Here is a 15,901-nt window from a genome sequence, read left to right as displayed (position 1 = left end):
TTTGTCTAGCATCTAAAATAAAAATTGACGTTTCACGTTGTTTGTTTCGTTCAGTTTTCAAAGAACTACTTGGTCGCTCATTTGCGACTTCCTTATGTTAACATCTTCGTTTTTCGATGTCAACTAAGTTTTTCAATTTCTTTTTTGTCGTTTTCTGCGTTTCCGCATCAGCGACGGTTATTAATATATCATGGTGAAAAATGAAATGCAACACCTTTTATAAACTTTTTTTAAAACTGCCCACATTTCTTTTTTTATATCATATACTTAAACGAAATATCTCTTTCATGTATGAGCAATTCCTACATATATTTTATATAAAGTTACTCTATCAAAAGACGTTTCTTTCTATAATAAACGTTTTATTCATATAGCATATCATACAAGGAGGAATATATATGGACTATACCGATTTATTAATCAAACTAGGTCTCTCGGCTATTTTAGGATTTGCCATTGGTTTAGAACGCGAATTAAAACGGAAACCACTTGGTTTAAAAACGTGTTTAGTTATTTCTATTATTAGTTGCCTCCTAACGATTGTTTCTATTAAAGCAGCTTATAACTTACCACATACCGATCATATGAATATGGATCCACTTCGACTTGCCGCTCAAATTGTATCAGGAATTGGTTTTTTAGGTGCTGGCGTAATTTTAAGAAGAGGCAACGATAGCATTGCAGGGCTCACGACTGCCGCTATGATCTGGGGTGCTTCTGGTATTGGTATTGCTGTTGGGGCCGGATTCTATATTGAAGCGATATTCGGAATGTGTTTCCTTATGATTAGTGTCGAACTTATACCACTCGCGATGAAATATGTAGGCCCTAGATCATTTCGTCAACGTGATATCGCTGTGAAACTTGTTGTACGAAATATGGACAATATCCCAATCGTAATTGAAGAAATAAAAGAAATGGATATAAAAGTTAAGAATATGAAGCTTAAAACATTAGAAAACGGTTCTCACTATTTACATCTTAAACTGTCCATTGATCAAAAAAGACATACTGCTGATGTTTACTATGCTCTCCAGCATCTTGAAAGTGTCCAACAAACTGAAGTGGAAAGTATGTAACATAAAACAAACTCTCTTTAATTAGAGAGTTTTTCTTTTTTCTATAATGGCAACAATGAATGTAGTCCTACAAAGTAAGGAGGAATTGGCAATTGAAATCCCGTCCAAAATTAGTAGATGCATTTCGTGATTCCATTATTTTTCGTTTAATTTGTTTTATTATTATACTTACCGCTTTTTCCGGCTTTCTTATACATAGATTAGAACCATCTCACTTTACCACATGGTTTGATGGAATTTGGTGGTCAATCGTTACAATTTTCACTGTTGGCTATGGTGACTTTGCCCCGCATACACTAATCGGCAAACTTATCGGTATGGGTATTATTTTATTTGGAACTGGTTTTTGTTCTTATTATATGGTTCTATTCGCCACTGATATGATTAATAAACAATATATGAAAGTTAAAGGAGAAGAAGCCGCGACTTCTAACGGTCATATGATTATTGTCGGCTGGAACGAACGGGCAAAACATGTTGTAAAACAAATGCACGTATTACAACCAAACCTTGATATCGTTTTAATTGATGAAACACTTTCTTTACTCCCAAAACCATTCCATCATTTAGAATTTATAAAAGGTTGTCCGCATCACGATCAAACTTTATTAAAGGCTAATATTGCAACGGCACACACCATATTAATAACAGCTGATAAAGAAAAAAACGAAAGCTTAGCGGATACACAGTCCATTTTAAATATTTTAACTGCAAAAGGACTTAATCCAAACATTCATTGCATCGCTGAACTTCTTACTTCTGAACAAATACAAAATGCAACGAGAGCTGGCGCGTCAGAAATTATAGAAGGAAATAAATTAACGAGCTATGTATTTACCGCTTCTCTTTTATTCCCTTCTATTTCAGGTGTACTATTTTCACTTTACGATGAGATCTCTGATAATAAATTACAACTGATGCAGCTTCCATCGTCCTGCACCGGACAAACTTTTGCCAATTGTAGCTATACTCTTTTAAAGCAAAACATTCTCTTACTAGGTATAAGGCGCGACGAACAATATATGATTAATCCAGTTCATTCCTTTGTTCTCATTGAAAGCGACATACTCATTGTTATTCACCATTAGTAAAATGACGCTCTAATTCTTGCATGAGCACTTTCCCAATATTGATATATTTTCTTTTCACATCTCCATCTGGATCTTTCGGTTCAGCAAATTGATCCATCCCACTCGTTCCAGCGGTTAAAGTATTTACATGATCATCTAGTTCGTCTTGATATATGTGCGAAAGAATATACGGCGTTCCAAGACGAACTATTACGCCTGGTACATCTAGTTCTCCATCAACCGCTGTAAATGGCACTCGTAAAAATTGATAGCCATCTTCTTCATCGATTTTGTAATCGAAGCATCCTTTATCATAATCCCAATTACCACCAATACTATATCCAAGTGGTTTCATAATCTCTTCTAACTTATATAACGCATATGTACGTCCTTCTAAATTTGATTGAATCGGAACCAAGTCCATCCCTCCTAGACTTTTTCTTTAGCATACCCACTCTAGTTTGAATATACTGATGGACTTTTCGATGAAATAATAAAAAGCGGCCGGATTCCGGCCGCTTTTTATTATTTTAAACGCTCTTCTAATTCTGCTTTTAATTCTTCAAATCCTGGTTTACCAAGTAAAGCAAACATGTTTTTCTTGTATGCTTCTACTCCCGGTTGGTCAAATGGATTTACGCCTAATAAGTAGCCGCTCATCGCACATGCTTTTTCGAAGAAGTATACAAGGTAACCGAATGTATACTCATTTAATTCAGGAATATTTACGATTAAGTTTGGTACTCCGCCATCGCTATGTGCAAGTAATGTACCTTCGTATGCTTTCGTGTTTACGAAGTCTACAGTTTCACCAGCAAGGTAGTTTAATCCATCTAAATCGTTTTCTTCTGATTCGATTGTTAGTTCATGTGTAGGTTTACCTACTTTTAGAACTGTTTCAAATAAGTCACGACGACCTTCTTGAACATATTGACCTAATGAGTGTAAGTCAGTTGAGAAGTTTGCTGAAGATGGGAAAATACCTTTTTGATCTTTTCCTTCACTTTCACCAAATAACTGTTTCCACCACTCAGCGAAGTATTGAAGTGCTGGCTCATAGTTAACAAGCATTTCAATTGTTTTTCCTTTATTGTATAAAGCATTACGAACTACTGCATATTGGTAAGCTGGGTTTTCTTCTAGTTCTGATGTACCGAAGTCCTCACGACCAGCAGCTGCACCTTTCATCATCTCTTCAATATTTAAGCCACTTACTGCGATTGGTAATAAACCAACTGGCGTTAATACAGAGAAACGTCCTCCAACATCATCTGGAATAACGAATGTTTCGTAACCTTCGTTATCAGCCAATGTTTTTAATGCGCCACGCGCTTTATCTGTCGTTGCATAAATACGTTTGCGCGCTTCTTCTTTTCCATATTTTTCTTCTAATAACTTACGGAAGATACGGAATGCTAGTGCTGGCTCTGTTGTTGTACCTGATTTGGAAATAACGTTAATAGAGAAGTCTTTACCTTCTAATACGTCCATTAAATCTTTCATGTAAGTGGAGCTAATGTTTTGTCCAACAAATAGCACTTGTGGAGTTTTACGTTGTTCTTTAGAAAGCGTGTTGTAGAAAGAATGGTTTAACATTTCGATTGCTGCGCGTGCTCCTAGGTAAGAACCACCAATACCTACAACAAGTAAAATGTCAGAGTCATTTTTAATTTTTTCTGCGCACTTTTGAATGCGAGCGAATTCTTCTTTGTCATATTGAAGCGGAAGGTCTACCCACCCAAGGAAATCGTTCCCAGCTCCAGTTTTTTCGTGGATTGCGTGATGTGTTACTTTCACTGCATCACGTAAATAAGTGATTTCATGTTCACCGATGAAGGATAACGCTTTAGAATAGTCGAACGTTACATGTGTACTCATCTTTTTCCCTCCAATTATGGATATGTATTTCTGTATTCACTTTAGCGAAACTGAAGTTGTAAATCAAGCGATTAGGCAATTGTAAACGTAACCAATATATATTTTTTAGAAAATGTTCATTTTTTGCATAAAAATTCGCATTTTTCGGTATAGATGTATATACATCCTCTTTCGAACATTTTTTATGTATAAAAACAACATAACTACCCCATTCTATAAAAGAGTTAATTAACTCATCGCTTGCTCATGCTTCACAATTAAGGGGGGCTTTTTCATGAGTACTTTACAACGTATTGCATTAGTCTTTACTGTAATTGGCGCTGTGAACTGGGGACTAATCGGATTTTTCCAGTTTGACTTAGTAGCAGCCATTTTCGGTGGACAAAATTCAGCTCTTGCACGTATTATTTACGGCATCGTTGGTATATCTGGGCTTATCAACCTTGGTTTACTGTTTAAACCATCTGAAAATCTTGGTAAGCACCCAGAAACAAACGAAATTCGATAATCAGTATGTCCTTTCACCTCCGACATACGAATATGATTGCATGCAATCATATTTGCAAATATATATCATAAGATAAAGTAAAAGAGGAACGCTCATATGCGTTCCTCTTTTACTTTGTTAACTCTGACTCTTCAATCCATTCTGCCAACTTTTCTCGCAGCGTATTAAATCCGTTTTCAGATGGGTTCGGTATAAGAATCCTTCCTTGTTTTCTTTTCGCCGCTTTTAACGATAAACTCATTTTTCTGTGCTCTTCATCAACTGAAAGTACCTTTACTTCTACTGTATCGCCGACCTTCAAAAAGTCATGAATATCCTTTACATATCCATTTGTAATTTCAGATATATGCACAAGTCCTTGTGTTTCTGCATCTAACGCTACAAACGCACCGTAATCTTGAATTCCAGTCACTTTCCCTGTTACAACCACTCCTGTTGTATATTGTTCTGACATATGAAACACTCCCATACGTTTACCATTCTCTCTACAATTATAGAGAGCAAAGCAGATATATTTATTTTAAATATCCGATTGGTTAGTACGCATTCTAGATAACAATATCTAGAATGCGCATACCTTATATTAGTAAATTATACCACTATGACAGAACTCATTCAAAATTCATGAAAAATTTCCCTGAAAGAAGTATAATTCTCCAATATTGGGATAGACTACTAACACATGGCTTTCTAGTATTCCCCCCCTTTTATGGACAAAACGTATTACGTTTTGTCCTTTTTTTATTTTCAACAAACCGTTCCATTCTCTTCATTGCTTCCATAAGTTGTTCAAGCGACGTCGCATAAGAACAACGAATAAACCCTTCACCACTTTCGCCAAATACGCTACCAGGGACAACAGCTACTTTTTCTTCCAGCAATAACTGTTCTGCAAATTCCGCTGAAGATAATCCTGTTGAAGATATAGAAGGGAAAACATAAAATGCTCCGCCCGGCACATGACACGTTAAGCCCATTTCATTGAAAGATGTCGTCATAAAATTACGACGCTTCTTATAACTATCTCTCATCCGAATTACTTCATCATTCCCCGCACGTAACGCTTCAAGTGCTGCGAACTGAGACATCGTCGGTGCACACATCATGGAATATTGGTGGATTTTGAGCATCAATTCTGAAAACTGAACAGGAGCTGCAATCATACCGAGACGCCATCCTGTCATCGCAAATCCTTTTGAAAATCCTGAAATTAAAATCGTATGCTCGCGCATATTTTTAATACTCGCGAAACTTGTATATGCTTCGTCGTATACAAGCTCTGCATAAATTTCATCAGATAATACAATTAGATTGTACTTCTCAACAATCACTGCTATTTCTTCAAGCTCGAATTTATTTAGCATTGCACCTGTCGGGTTATTTGGTGAACAAAGTAAAATCGCCTTTGTTTTCGCTGTAATAGCTGCTTCAATTTGTTCTGGTTGTACTTTAAACTCGTTTTCTAGCTTAGTCTCCACAGGAACCGGAACTCCTCCAGCTAATGTCACAAGTGGTGCATAAGAAACGAAGCTTGGTTCAACAATGAGCACTTCATCATCAGGATTTATAATGGCACGCATCGCTACATCTAACGCCTGGCTCGCTCCAACTGTAACAATGATTTCATCACTTGGATCATAAGATACTGCAAATTGTTTTTTTAGATACTTTGCTATTTCTTGACGGAGCTCCAATAATCCTGCATTTGCTGTATATGACGTATACCCTTGTTCCAAAGAACGAATACATGCTTGCCTTACATTCCAAGGGGTAACAAAATCCGGCTCTCCTACCCCGAGGGAAATAACACCTTTCATATTTGCTGCTAAATCAAAAAATTTTCGAATACCAGATGGTTTTAAAGATTCTGCTGATCTAGATAGTTCAAATTGCTTCATGGTGTCACCACAATTCGCTTATCATCATCGTCTTTTTCATAAATAACACCCTCATGTTTATACTTCTTCAAAATGAAATGAGTAGTTGTAGAAACGACAGATTCAATTGTTGCTAATTTCTCAGAAACAAACATCGCTACTTCCCCCATCGTTTTTCCTTCTAATGTAATAGAAAGATCATATGTCCCTGACATTAAATAAACGGATTTCACTTCTGAATAACGATAAATTTGCTCAGCAACCGCATCAAACCCAACGCCGTGCTTTGGCGTAACTTTCACATCGATCATTGCCGTTAAACCTGTATGTTCTTTCACTTTCGTCCAATCGATATGTGTTACATAATCCACAATAATCTTTTCATTTTCTAATCTCGCAACCATCTTCTTTACTTCTTCTACTTCTATATTTAACAGCTTCGCTAATGTATCTACAGATAATCGACTACTCTTTTCAAGACAAGCTAATAATTCTAATTCTTTTTCTGTCACCATATAAATCATCCTTCCTTTTCGTTTGTGTCTAAATTATACAAATACCCTTTCCAGTTTGAAAAGAAGATTTTTCTATTGAATTATGTCAAAATAAAGTGAAACTTTAATCAGCGGAAAAATGCGTGATAAAGCGAAAGGGGATGGAACCGTGAAACCAAAAATTTATATTGCTGAACCAGTTCCGACATTTGTAGAAAACTATTTATCAGAACACTGTGATTATGAAAAATGGGATCAAAATGAGAAAGTACCTCGTGATGTTCTATTAGAGAAAATACAAGATAAAGATGGGTTATTAAATTTCGGATCTGCTATTAATGAAGAATTACTGACAGTGGCTCCTAACTTAAAAGTAGTGAGCAACATTTCTGTTGGTTACGATAATTTTGATTTACAAGCGATGAAAAATCGAAAGGTTATCGGAACGAATACACCATACGTATTAGATGATACAGTAGCTGATCTCGTTTTCGCCCTTATGCTATCAGCTGGGCGCCGCGTTTGCGAACTCGATTCTTACGTAAAAAATGGTGAATGGAACGCTGAAATCGGAAAAGAACACTTCGGACTAGATGTACACCATAGCACAATTGGTATTATCGGTATGGGCCGAATTGGAGAAGCCGTTGCAAAACGAGCAAAATTCGGATTTGATATGAATGTTCTTTACTATAACCGCCGTCGTAAAGAAGAAGCTGAACAAAAATTCGATGCTACATATTGTGATTTACAGACGCTACTGAAGCAGTCTGACTTTATTGTTCTTCTTACTCCATTAACAGATGAAACATATCACCTTATCGGAGAAAAGGAATTTTCATTAATGAAAGAAACAGCAATCTTCATTAATGCTTCTCGGGGGAAAACAGTAGATGAAGAAGCGTTAATCCATGCTTTAACAGAAAAGAAAATCTTTGCAGCAGGCATCGATACTTTTACACAAGAGCCAATTCAAAAAGATAACCCACTCTTATCATTACAAAATGCTGTCACTTTACCGCACATCGGATCTGCAACATTAAAAACTCGTCAGCAAATGGCCATGACCGCCGCTGAAAATTTAGTTGCAGGATTACAAGGAAAAACACCGCCTAATATTGTGCGCGGGTAATACTGAATAAACGAAAGGCAAGATGACATCGTCATCTTGCCTTTTTTTGTTAACATATTTTCTTCTTCCTTGGAGATGATATGAACAAAAATCAATGGAGTGACAAAAAATGAATCATAAATATACTTGTCCTTATTTCACTTTTTCCACTCGCGGCACTACTGTTCATTACGAATTGTATGAACATGATAATAAAACAGAACGCCCTACTTTCGTACTCGTTCACGGCTTTTTATCTTCCTCATTCAGTTACCGCCGTCTCATTCCTTTACTAGCGAAGGAAGGAACAGTCATTGCTCTTGATTTACCACCGTTCGGAAAAAGTGATAAGTCTCATCTGTTTAAGTATTCTTATCACAATTTAGCAACGATTATTATTGATTTAATTGAACATTTATCTCTCTCAAACATTGTATTAGTTGGGCATTCTATGGGTGGGCAAATTTCTCTCTATGTAAACCGTATACGTCCTGAACTCATTTCAAAGACGATTTTACTATGTAGCTCGAGCTATTTAGCGCGCGCAACCTTACCTTTACTATACTCTTCTTATTTACCGTTCTTTCATTTATACGTAAAGAACTGGATTATACGGCGCGGCATTGTTCATAACTTAATGAATGTCGTTCATGATCACTCATTAATTGACGATGAAATGAAAAAAGGTTACTCCGCTCCTTTTTATGACAACCGTATATTTCCCGCTTTAACTCGCATGATACGAGACCGTGAAGGTGACTTATCTTCAACTGAATTACAAAAAATCGAAACACCTATCCTACTCATTTGGGGTGAAAAAGACCGCGTCGTCCCTGTACATGTAGGTCATCGTCTACACAAAGATTTGCCGAATTCAAAATTTATTTCTTATGAAAATACAGGACATTTACTACCTGAAGAAAAGCCTGAACATGTTTATGAAGAAATTATCGCTTTTTCCGCGCAATAAAATGAAACTTTAATCAGTCCCCACCTAACTTCTTTGCTTCCGCTGAATTTTGAGGTCGGGGTCTTACTGCCCGGAAAATAGCGGGATAATATAAAAAAGGCTGTCGGAAATTCCGACAGCCTATAATGAACAGCTTCCACCTTCTTTTATTACAAGTAATTCCATAGCTAATTTCTCACATTTTTCAAGCGCAGGTACTTCCTCAAAAGACATAAAGTATATATGTTGAATCTTCTTTGCGATGTATTTTGGATCGTCAAACACACTTATGACGTTCACAACATCGCTCGCTTCTGTTTCATAAAACTCCGGTCCCATTTGAAACGGATCCCAATTCTTCACAACCTCTATCATCTTTTCATATGTACCCATTCGCTTCCCGCCTTTTCACTTTTTAATACTTTTCTTTATCCTATCACATCAGCTATTCTATAAGAAGAGAGAGAACTTTCATAACTTATTGGTTTTACAGAAGAAGGGAGCAAACTTATGCAACTATTTCATAAAGCAATCAATCGACGTGGAACGCATAGTATAAAATGGGATACATATAAAAACGAAGAACTTATCCATGCTTGGATTGCTGATATGGATTTTGAAGTACCAAAACCAATTCAAACTGCCTTAAAACAACGAATCGAACATCCGATTTTTGGCTATACACTTCCTCCCGAAAATATTGGGAATATTATTTGTAACTGGACAAAACAACAATACGACTGGGATATTCAAAAAGAATGGATTGTCTTTAGCGCCGGAATCGTTCCAGCTCTTAGTACGAGCATACAGGCTTTCACAAAAGAAAACGAATCCGTTCTCGTACAACCACCTATTTATCCTCCATTTTTCGAAATGGTCACAACAAACAACAGACAGTTATACGTGAGTCCATTACAGAAACAAAATGATACATATGTGATAGACTTCAAGCATTTAGAAAAGCAGTTTCAGCAAGGCATCAAACTCATGCTTCTTTGTAGCCCTCATAACCCAATCGGGCGCGTTTGGACGAAAGAGGAACTTTTGCAGCTCGGATCGTTATGTACTAAATATAACGTAATCGTTGTGGCGGATGAAATTCATTCCGATATTATTTACGCAGATCATACACATACACCGTTCGCTTCTTTATCTGAAGAATTAGCAGCTCGCACGATTACTTGTATGGCTCCAAGTAAAACATTTAATATCGCTGGATTACAAGCGTCGATCATTATCATTCCAAACGAAAAACTCCGTCACGCCTTTACAGCTATCCAGTATAGACAAGGCTTCCACGGATTAAATATCTTCGCTTATACAGCGATGCAAAGTGCTTATACAGAATGTAATGATTGGCTAAATGAAATTCGATTATATATAGAAGATAATGCTCAATTTGCTTGTGAATATATTAAAACTCACATACCTGCTCTTTCCGTAACGAAGCCAGAAGGTAGCTTTTTATTATGGATTGACTGTTCTCGTCTAAAGCTTTCTCAAAAAGAGCGTACCGCACTACTTGAGGAAAAAGGAAAAATCATTGTTGAACCTGGTGAGAAATACGGGTTAGGTGGCGAAGAACATATTCGAATTAATATCGGCTGTCCACGATCTGTTTTAGAAGAAATTTTAAACAGACTGCGTCATACGTTTTCATAATAAGAAAGGAGTCTGTCCCCCTAATCATTCTTGGACAGACTCCTTTGTCATATTTTGTCGGTAAGTCGATATATTCCAATAATCGCCGATATAATTTGAGTTACAGTCGATATATTCCAATAATCGCTGATATATTTTCAATTACATTTCACAAAGAAAGCTACCATTCACGGTAGCTTTTACTTTTTCTTCATATCCGATGCTTTTTTTACAATTACGCCACAAGCAATTCGATCCCCTGATTTACCTGTCGGTTGAGTCATACCATCATCAGGGTTTTCTGTAATAATAATAGACGCTCCATCTTTTCTATGAATCGTCGTTTTTCCTTCTTCAAGTGTGATGTGAGGTGCATCGATTTCCGCTTTAATCTTTCCAGAACCATCTGCAACTACGTTCGGTAAATCACCGTTTTCTGCACCCTTCGGATTAAGAAGACCATGTTTTTTATCATCAGGATTAAAATGATTCCCGGATGATTCAAAACGAGGTGCCTTACACTCTCCAATTTCATGTACATGTAGTCCGTGTGGTCCTGGCGTGAAACCTTCTCCTTTAATCGTAATTTTCACGCCACTTGTTTGCTGCACTACTTTCGCAGTCCCTACTTCATCTCCTGAAGCATTATGTAATTTCACTTCAATTTCTTTCGGCTTTCCTTGGTCACAACCTGCCATCAGAAATAATAAACAACAACTGAAAAAAAGCCGTTTCTTCATTTTATTCCCTCCAAAATATATTCTGCCCTTAGATTGTCCGAGCATAGAGGGAAACATACAAAAATGCATTACTGTTTCTTTTCAGCTAATAGTTTTTCTTCAACTTTCTGCAATCGCTCTGCTTCTCTTTTTGATACACGAATAAACATGCGCCACGTGGCAATAGCACCGATAATAAATAGAACGCAAACAATCCCTGGAATAATATATTCTGTTTTATCTTCCGGAAAATATAAAGGCATCATATAGAACACTCCTTATTATAGGATTTATAAAACATCAGAATTTTCTGTTATATCATTTTAAATTATAGTGGAACCTATCCATATTCTCAAGGGGCGTTCTGAAAGCAAATGATTTCTTTGACTCCTTCCCGTACTTTCCTTACTATAAACTTGAGGTGAAAAATATGAGAGAAACATTTGAAATTGGCGAAATCGTTACTGGTATTTATAAAACAGGAAAATACATTGGCGAAGTTACAAATAGCCGCCCTGGCAGTTACGTCGTAAAAGTATTAGCTGTTTTAAAACATCCGGTGCAAGGTGACTTACATAACGTAAAACAAGCTGACGTGCCATTTTTCCACGAAAGACGCGCTTTAGCTTTCCGTGAACAGACGAACATTCCAGAGCAAATGGTGAAAAAATATGAAGGAGAAATTCCGGATTATACCGAGTCACTAAAATTAGCATTAGAAACTCAAATGAATTCATTTTCTGAAGATGATTCACCTTTTGCAGAGCGTAGTCTAGAAACATTACAACAGTTAAAGAAAGACTACAAACTCTAAAAAACAAAACGACCAAATTACATAATGTGCAATTTGGTCGTTACTGTGTGCTCACTTTCTTTAACACTTTTGAAAAATCAACAAGTTCTCCTAATGTTGGAGGTGCTGGCTTTACTAAATACTCTTTATCTTTTTCTACTAGTTTAAAAATATTGTACGTCGTCATCGCATCATCAAGCGCACAATGATGCTTCCCTGTCCCTACTTTTCCATACGCCTCAATTGCTTTCCATAATCCTGTTTGATTTCTTTCTCCAAAAAACTTCTTATACTCAAGCGATAAATCACGACACTGTCCGAAGAATGGAAAAGCTATCCCTGCCATTTCACAATTATGTTTCAGCACTTTCATATCCATATTTCCCCACGTTACAATTGTCGGTTTACATTTCGTTTCGTATTCTGCAAGCTTCTTAACGAGTTCAGGAAATGAAATCCCTTTATCCACGACTTCTTGTTTTATTCCCAAAAACTTCTTACATCGATCCGTTAAAGAGGGAAATGTTTTCGGCCTGACATGTGATGAATACGTATCTTCTACCTTACAGCCAGCAACTGAAACGAGTCCTACCTCAATAATCTCCGGAAAAAATCCTTTCGGTTTCTTTCTATGCTGGGGCATCGTAAACTCAAAGTCTAAAAATAAAAATCGTTGTTCATCCATACGATCCCTTCCTTATCATTTTTGTCATTCCTTTCTATTTGACACTCCTACACGAACAAGCTCGAATGCTAATTCCATTTTAAATATTCAGATTGGATGTATCTTATATATATGTCAAATGCCCACAAATATTTTAAAAAATAAGAAAAAATGACCTATGCAGAAAATATGACAAAATCCCCCCTTTCATTTACATCCGCCATTTTCCTACTTTATAATGACGTTATGTGTGTTTCTTCTAGAACATTTTTGACACACTAAGAAAAAGTGAATGAAAGGAGATGAGATTTTTGCACGAAACAACGCAAGAACTCGCTAACTGGCAGTATTATTTTGCTATCGCAGTCTTTTTAATTACATATGCCATTATTATTTCTGAAAAAATTAATCGTGCTGTCATCGCACTTCTTGGTGCAGCACTCATGGTAATTGTGGGAGTCGTCGATTTACACAACGCCTTTACGAAACATATTGAATGGGGAACGATTACGTTACTTATCGGTATGATGATTTTGGTGAACATTACGAGTAAATCAGGTGTTTTCCAATACGTTGCTATTAAAGCAGCAAAAGGAGCTCAAGGAAATCCAATTAAAATTTTAATTTCACTTTCCTTACTTACCGCGCTTGGCTCCGCATTTTTAGATAACGTTACAACTGTACTTCTTGTTGTTCCAGTTACTTTATCTATTACGCGCATACTGCAAGTAAATCCTGTTCCTTATTTACTTTCTGAAATTATTTTTTCAAACATTGGAGGAACAGCAACATTAATTGGTGATCCACCTAACATTATGATTGGTTCTGCCAATAAGCATTTAGACTTCAATGCTTTCCTATTGAATCTAGCACCAATCGTAATTATTATTATTGCAGTTACAGCGATAATACTTTACTTTATGTATCGCAAACAATTAATTGCCGATCCTGTACAAGTTAAGAAATTAATGAGCCTAGATGAAAAGCAATACATTAAAGATCCAGTATTAATGAAAAAATCTTTAACAGTACTTGGACTTACAATTGTAGGTTTCATGACTCATTCGATTTTCCACGTTGATGCAGCTATCATCGCTTTAACTGGTGCTACTGTACTTATGTTAATTGGTGTGAAAGAGCATGAAATTGAGGAAGTATTTGCAAGCGTAGAGTGGGTAACAATCTTCTTCTTCGCAGGGCTATTCGTACTTGTTGGAGGACTTATCGATATCGGTCTTATCAAAATGTTAGCTCAAAAAGTAATTGGTATAACAGGCGGAGATATTTCTTACGCATCCATCCTTATTTTATGGGTATCTGGTATCGCCTCTGCAACAATTGATAACATCCCATTCGTTGCAACAATGATTCCACTTATTAACGATATGGCAGTTGGGCTAGGCTTATCACCATCTGACGCACAAATCGATGTATTATGGTGGGCATTAGCACTAGGTGCTTGTCTGGGCGGAAACGGAACATTAATCGGAGCTTCTGCTAACGTAATCGTTGCAGGTATCGCGAGCCGCGAAGGACATAAATTTAGTTACATGGACTTCCTAAAAGTCGGTTTCCCAATTATGATCGTTTCATTAATCATTTCTCACATTTATATTTATTTACGCTACCTTATGTAGTAAAAAAAGCGCTCTGATAATCAGGGCGCTTTTTTACTTATATCTAAAATATATCGACTTATCAACAAAAAAGAAAAATCTACTCTTTATATCTCACCGGTTCATTTCGAATGATAAATAAATGAATCGGTAAGAACACCGAAAATGTGATTACATGAATAATCGTAAATAATATAGAGTTCGTTCCGTATCTGTCTAAAATAGCGTAGATAAGATAAATGGACAATACAATCGATACAGCTGTTGCTAGTAAACTTATAACTGGTACGAAATTAAAAATAAAACATGCAACGTATATGCCGAATACTTTCCACCCTGCTTCTTCTTTCAAAAAATCTGGTAATTTATCTTTCGCTAAGTCACCCCACGTCTTACTATTCAAAAACGGAATAAACGCAAGCACCCCGTCCGTTGCACCATCATTTTTCGCCATCGAATAAAGTGCAAAAGCCGTTAACAAATATGAAATAATTGCCCAAATCAATATAACAAGAATAAACGCAAAACTAAGAGCAAAGAAACCTGCTAATACGCCTTGATCCTCCATCTTATCCTCTCCTCTCTACTTTCAACATATTTCATTACATTGCAAGTTATGTTTTAAAATTTATCCAAACTCTTTGTATAATAAGAAAAGAAAGAGAATAAGAGAGGAGCAACACTTATGCATCCATTTGTAAAAGCATTACAAGAGCATTTTACAGCTCATCAAAATCCTGAAAAAGCAGAACCTATGGCTCGTTATATGAAAAATCACTTCCCCTTTCTAGGTATTCAAACACCGGAAAGACGTCAATTATTAAAAGACATCATTCAAATACATACTCTCCCAGATCCAAAAGACTTCCAAATTATCATACGTGAGCTTTGGGACTTACCAGAACGTGAATTCCAAGCGGCCGCACTTGATATTATGCAAAAATATAAAAAGCATATAAATGAAACTCATATCCCCTTCTTAGAAGAACTGATTGTCACAAAATCTTGGTGGGACTCTGTCGATAGCATCGTCCCTACATTTTTAGGCGATATCTTTTTAAAACATCCAGAATTAATTTCTGCCTATATTCCAAAATGGATTGCATCAGATAATATATGGTTACAACGTGCCGCTATTTTATTCCAACTAAAATATAAACAAAAGATGGATGAAGAACTTCTTTTCTGGATTATTGGACAACTACATTCTTCAAAAGAATTTTTCATCCAAAAAGCGATTGGCTGGGTCCTTCGTGAATATGCAAAAACAAATCCGGATGTAGTTTGGGAATACGTGCAAAACAATGAGCTCGCTCCATTAAGTAAGCGTGAAGCAATTAAGCATATTAAGCAAAATTACGGAATAAATAATGAAAAAATAGGCGAGACTCTATCATAGATAGACGCGTTCCTCTATTGAGATTTAAAAAAGAACGTGTTAGAATATGTTCATTATTATTAATATAAGTAGCGATGACGGACTTATAAGTACTTGCATAAAA

Annotated in this window: 19 protein-coding genes; 9 read left to right on the top strand and 10 right to left on the bottom strand. The window is 36.3% G+C overall.

Annotation, left to right across the window (positions count from 1 at the left end; all coding sequences use genetic code 11):
* Window positions 1-398 precede the first annotated feature (398 nt).
* Both MR136_RS27855 and MR136_RS27850 read left to right on the top strand, forming a co-directional pair.
* A complete protein-coding gene (locus tag MR136_RS27855; protein WP_000386676.1) occupies window positions 399-1,079 on the top strand; it encodes an MgtC/SapB family protein in 681 nt (226 codons plus the stop codon).
* A 92-nt stretch (window positions 1,080-1,171) separates the two neighbouring features.
* The gene (locus MR136_RS27850) at window positions 1,172-2,167 is read left to right on the top strand and encodes a potassium channel family protein (protein WP_000842309.1); all 996 of its coding nucleotides are present in this window, start codon (window positions 1,172-1,174) and stop codon (window positions 2,165-2,167) included.
* Here MR136_RS27850 and MR136_RS27845 read toward each other — a convergent pair.
* Both MR136_RS27845 and MR136_RS27840 read right to left on the bottom strand, forming a co-directional pair.
* Window positions 2,154-2,567: a YugN-like family protein gene (locus MR136_RS27845; RefSeq protein ID WP_000248944.1), complete on the bottom strand. Its 414-nt coding sequence runs from the start codon at window positions 2,565-2,567 to the stop codon at window positions 2,154-2,156. The two genes, MR136_RS27850 and MR136_RS27845, sit on opposite strands and share 14 nt — an antisense overlap.
* Window positions 2,568-2,674: 107 nt before the next feature.
* The gene (locus MR136_RS27840) at window positions 2,675-4,027 is read right to left on the bottom strand and encodes a glucose-6-phosphate isomerase (RefSeq protein ID WP_000103660.1); all 1,353 of its coding nucleotides are present in this window, start codon (window positions 4,025-4,027) and stop codon (window positions 2,675-2,677) included.
* A gap of 274 nt (window positions 4,028-4,301) precedes the next feature.
* On the opposite strand from MR136_RS27840, the gene MR136_RS27835 reads away from it, so the two are divergent.
* A complete protein-coding gene (locus tag MR136_RS27835) occupies window positions 4,302-4,535 on the top strand; it encodes a DUF378 domain-containing protein (protein WP_000105786.1) in 234 nt (77 codons plus the stop codon).
* 109 nt (window positions 4,536-4,644) lie between these two features.
* Here MR136_RS27835 and yugI read toward each other — a convergent pair whose 3' ends face one another.
* The 3 genes from yugI to MR136_RS27820 form a co-directional block, all read right to left on the bottom strand.
* Entirely contained in the window at window positions 4,645-4,989 is a 345-nt protein-coding gene (gene yugI / locus MR136_RS27830) for a S1 domain-containing post-transcriptional regulator GSP13 (RefSeq protein WP_000003771.1), read from the bottom strand.
* 253 nt (window positions 4,990-5,242) lie between these two features.
* The gene (locus tag MR136_RS27825; protein WP_000808536.1) at window positions 5,243-6,433 is read right to left on the bottom strand and encodes an aminotransferase; all 1,191 of its coding nucleotides are present in this window, start codon (window positions 6,431-6,433) and stop codon (window positions 5,243-5,245) included.
* A complete protein-coding gene (locus tag MR136_RS27820) occupies window positions 6,430-6,927 on the bottom strand; it encodes an Lrp/AsnC family transcriptional regulator (protein WP_000255696.1) in 498 nt (165 codons plus the stop codon). The genes MR136_RS27825 and MR136_RS27820 overlap by 4 nt, the downstream gene beginning before the upstream one ends.
* A 118-nt stretch (window positions 6,928-7,045) precedes the next feature.
* On the opposite strand from MR136_RS27820, the gene MR136_RS27815 reads away from it, so the two are divergent.
* Together MR136_RS27815 and MR136_RS27810 are read left to right on the top strand one after the other, a co-directional pair.
* Window positions 7,046-8,038, top strand: a complete 993-nt coding sequence (locus MR136_RS27815) for a 2-hydroxyacid dehydrogenase (RefSeq protein WP_017674493.1) — start codon at window positions 7,046-7,048, stop codon at window positions 8,036-8,038.
* Window positions 8,039-8,147: 109 nt separating this feature from the next.
* The gene (locus tag MR136_RS27810) at window positions 8,148-8,987 is read left to right on the top strand and encodes an alpha/beta fold hydrolase (protein WP_001015860.1); all 840 of its coding nucleotides are present in this window, start codon (window positions 8,148-8,150) and stop codon (window positions 8,985-8,987) included.
* A 120-nt stretch (window positions 8,988-9,107) separates the two neighbouring features.
* Here MR136_RS27810 and MR136_RS27805 read toward each other — a convergent pair whose 3' ends face one another.
* Entirely contained in the window at window positions 9,108-9,359 is a 252-nt protein-coding gene (locus MR136_RS27805; protein WP_000537638.1) for a YugE family protein, read from the bottom strand.
* Between the two features lie 117 nt (window positions 9,360-9,476).
* Between MR136_RS27805 and MR136_RS27800 the strand changes: the two genes are divergently transcribed.
* The gene (locus MR136_RS27800) at window positions 9,477-10,628 is read left to right on the top strand and encodes a MalY/PatB family protein (RefSeq protein WP_001175823.1); all 1,152 of its coding nucleotides are present in this window, start codon (window positions 9,477-9,479) and stop codon (window positions 10,626-10,628) included.
* A 179-nt stretch (window positions 10,629-10,807) separates the two neighbouring features.
* Here MR136_RS27800 and sodC read toward each other — a convergent pair whose 3' ends face one another.
* Entirely contained in the window at window positions 10,808-11,347 is a 540-nt protein-coding gene (gene sodC / locus MR136_RS27795; protein ID WP_000746520.1) for a superoxide dismutase [Cu-Zn], read from the bottom strand.
* Between the two features lie 68 nt (window positions 11,348-11,415).
* Window positions 11,416-11,592, bottom strand: a complete 177-nt coding sequence (locus tag MR136_RS27790; RefSeq protein WP_000982757.1) for a hypothetical protein — start codon at window positions 11,590-11,592, stop codon at window positions 11,416-11,418.
* 164 nt (window positions 11,593-11,756) lie between these two features.
* Here MR136_RS27790 and kapB point away from each other — a divergent pair, with 164 nt between their 5' ends.
* Entirely contained in the window at window positions 11,757-12,140 is a 384-nt protein-coding gene (gene kapB / locus MR136_RS27785) for a kinase-associated lipoprotein KapB (protein WP_001209344.1), read from the top strand.
* A 40-nt stretch (window positions 12,141-12,180) separates the two neighbouring features.
* Here the strand turns inward: kapB and kapD are convergent, their stop codons facing one another.
* A complete protein-coding gene (kapD, locus tag MR136_RS27780) occupies window positions 12,181-12,804 on the bottom strand; it encodes a 3'-5' exonuclease KapD (RefSeq protein ID WP_000344356.1) in 624 nt (207 codons plus the stop codon).
* 290 nt (window positions 12,805-13,094) lie between these two features.
* Between kapD and MR136_RS27775 the strand changes: the two genes are divergently transcribed.
* Window positions 13,095-14,420 carry an ArsB/NhaD family transporter gene (locus tag MR136_RS27775; protein WP_000545232.1) on the top strand — a complete coding sequence of 442 codons (1,326 nt, stop codon included), beginning with the start codon at window positions 13,095-13,097 and terminating at the stop codon, window positions 14,418-14,420.
* 79 nt (window positions 14,421-14,499) lie between these two features.
* Here the strand turns inward: MR136_RS27775 and MR136_RS27770 are convergent, their stop codons facing one another.
* On the bottom strand, window positions 14,500-14,967 hold the full coding sequence (locus MR136_RS27770) for a hypothetical protein (protein ID WP_000390062.1): 468 nt from the start codon (window positions 14,965-14,967) through the stop codon (window positions 14,500-14,502).
* A 117-nt stretch (window positions 14,968-15,084) separates the two neighbouring features.
* On the opposite strand from MR136_RS27770, the gene MR136_RS27765 reads away from it, so the two are divergent.
* Window positions 15,085-15,798: a DNA alkylation repair protein gene (locus MR136_RS27765; RefSeq protein ID WP_000553306.1), complete on the top strand. Its 714-nt coding sequence runs from the start codon at window positions 15,085-15,087 to the stop codon at window positions 15,796-15,798.
* Window positions 15,799-15,901 lie beyond the last annotated feature (103 nt).

The organism is Bacillus cereus group sp. BfR-BA-01311 (assembly GCF_022664295.1).
Classification (GTDB): Bacteria; Bacillota; Bacilli; order Bacillales; family Bacillaceae_G; genus Bacillus_A; species Bacillus_A cereus.
The sequence above is the reverse complement of the archived record's forward strand: the minus strand, read 5'-3'. Positions and strand labels throughout refer to the sequence as shown.

Coding starts and splice junctions, on each gene's coding strand:
- kapB (WP_001209344.1), top strand. CDS start 11,757: ATGAGAGAAACATTTGAAATTGGCGAAATCGTTACTGGTATTTATAAA.
- MR136_RS27825 (WP_000808536.1), bottom strand. CDS start 6,433: ATGAAGCAATTTGAACTATCTAGATCAGCAGAATCTTTAAAACCATCT.
- MR136_RS27770 (WP_000390062.1), bottom strand. CDS start 14,967: ATGGAGGATCAAGGCGTATTAGCAGGTTTCTTTGCTCTTAGTTTTGCG.
- MR136_RS27805 (WP_000537638.1), bottom strand. CDS start 9,359: ATGGGTACATATGAAAAGATGATAGAGGTTGTGAAGAATTGGGATCCG.
- sodC (WP_000746520.1), bottom strand. CDS start 11,347: ATGAAGAAACGGCTTTTTTTCAGTTGTTGTTTATTATTTCTGATGGCA.
- MR136_RS27765 (WP_000553306.1), top strand. CDS start 15,085: ATGCATCCATTTGTAAAAGCATTACAAGAGCATTTTACAGCTCATCAA.
- MR136_RS27790 (WP_000982757.1), bottom strand. CDS start 11,592: ATGATGCCTTTATATTTTCCGGAAGATAAAACAGAATATATTATTCCA.
- MR136_RS27815 (WP_017674493.1), top strand. CDS start 7,046: ATGCGTGATAAAGCGAAAGGGGATGGAACCGTGAAACCAAAAATTTAT.
- yugI (WP_000003771.1), bottom strand. CDS start 4,989: ATGTCAGAACAATATACAACAGGAGTGGTTGTAACAGGGAAAGTGACT.
- MR136_RS27800 (WP_001175823.1), top strand. CDS start 9,477: ATGCAACTATTTCATAAAGCAATCAATCGACGTGGAACGCATAGTATA.
- MR136_RS27835 (WP_000105786.1), top strand. CDS start 4,302: ATGAGTACTTTACAACGTATTGCATTAGTCTTTACTGTAATTGGCGCT.
- MR136_RS27840 (WP_000103660.1), bottom strand. CDS start 4,027: ATGAGTACACATGTAACGTTCGACTATTCTAAAGCGTTATCCTTCATC.
- MR136_RS27820 (WP_000255696.1), bottom strand. CDS start 6,927: ATGGTGACAGAAAAAGAATTAGAATTATTAGCTTGTCTTGAAAAGAGT.
- MR136_RS27810 (WP_001015860.1), top strand. CDS start 8,148: ATGAATCATAAATATACTTGTCCTTATTTCACTTTTTCCACTCGCGGC.
- kapD (WP_000344356.1), bottom strand. CDS start 12,804: ATGGATGAACAACGATTTTTATTTTTAGACTTTGAGTTTACGATGCCC.
- MR136_RS27855 (WP_000386676.1), top strand. CDS start 399: ATGGACTATACCGATTTATTAATCAAACTAGGTCTCTCGGCTATTTTA.